Origin of the sequence: Bacillus sp. H1a (assembly GCF_000633475.1) — a bacterium.
GTDB lineage: Bacteria > Bacillota > Bacilli > Bacillales > Bacillaceae_G > Bacillus_A > Bacillus_A paramycoides.
In genome coordinates, this window is record NZ_AYMH01000011.1 from 1 (window position 1) to 1,166 (window position 1,166).

Genomic DNA, 1,166 nt, shown 5'->3' on the forward strand with positions numbered 1-1,166 from the left:
TTTTTATATTAATGAAGAAAACAACTTGGATAGGAACAAATTGTTTTCTTCTGAAGGGTACAACAAAGAAAGATTAGGGAAGCAATACACAAACATGCCAATCAAACGGAGTGGAGGAAAATCGATAAAGACAGAAAAATCAGAAAATTAACTCAGTAAAGGTTCCTCTTTAATCTCTTTCTTTGTGAGTATAAGTTTAACATTAATAACAAGATAAAACAACAAAAAAATACAAGATTCTGATAAATTCGACATTTCCCTAGCTGCTAATTAAACTTGTTTATTTTCATATAGATTATTGGGTTTTGGTGCGAATATACGAAGAAGAACATGGATGGTAGTAGCTTCTTGTATTTTTTGCTATGAGGGGGCTCACCACATGCCCATCAACTTAAGAATTTTATAACACCCCCAGGGTGAAAATTCCGTGTATTTTTGACAGAAAACGGCTTATTTTTTCGTTTGGGGGTATTTGCTTTTCTTAGCTTGATAGCAATGCGGCAGGACCCCAAGGATAAGTTACAACTGGAGAAATTGGCTGTATAATAAAAAAGAACGCACCCTAACCCAAAAGATGTGCGTTCAATAACTTTTACAGAGTAGTCTTATTATAAAATAAGGCTACTTTTATTTTTTTCGATAAATTGCGGCATTATCGCTATCTTTTCTAACAAATACGTATTTTGATTTAAAATATGGATCGTTCTGTACTTTGTTAATAAATTTTTTTCCTATTGATAAACGTGATCCAGTAGAGTAAGATTCCCATAACGTTTCGTCAAATAAATGACGTACTTTAAATTCTTTTCCAGAAGATAATTTAGATGCTTCTTTGTCAATGTCTTGTACTGTCACTTCTAATTCCCCCTTATATCCGGCTGCCTTAAGTGCTAATTCTTTTATTAAAGCACCGGCTGTTTTACTATTGTTTTTGACTAATTTCTGAACTGCTTCAAATTCTTTTTCATTGAAACGAATAGTGACTGTTGGACTCATTTCTTATCCCCCCCTTCTATACAATTCACCTATGTCTTACATAAGTGATTGAGATGATTATATACTTTTGTAAGACATAAGTAAAGGCTAGATGTAAAATATTATTGAACAGTTTAGACTTAAAAGCTTTCAAAACTCAGCACATTTGCGTGGTCTTATCCCTGTCAAGT

Annotated in this window: 1 protein-coding gene; it reads right to left on the bottom strand. The window is 32.8% G+C overall.

Annotated features, from left to right (window positions below; all coding sequences use genetic code 11):
• Nucleotides 1–627 precede the first annotated feature (627 nt).
• Nucleotides 628–996: a DUF1413 domain-containing protein gene (locus U860_RS0105140; protein WP_025147644.1), complete on the bottom strand. Its 369-nt coding sequence runs from the start codon at nt 994–996 to the stop codon at nt 628–630.
• Between the last annotated feature and the right edge of the window lie 170 nt (nt 997–1,166).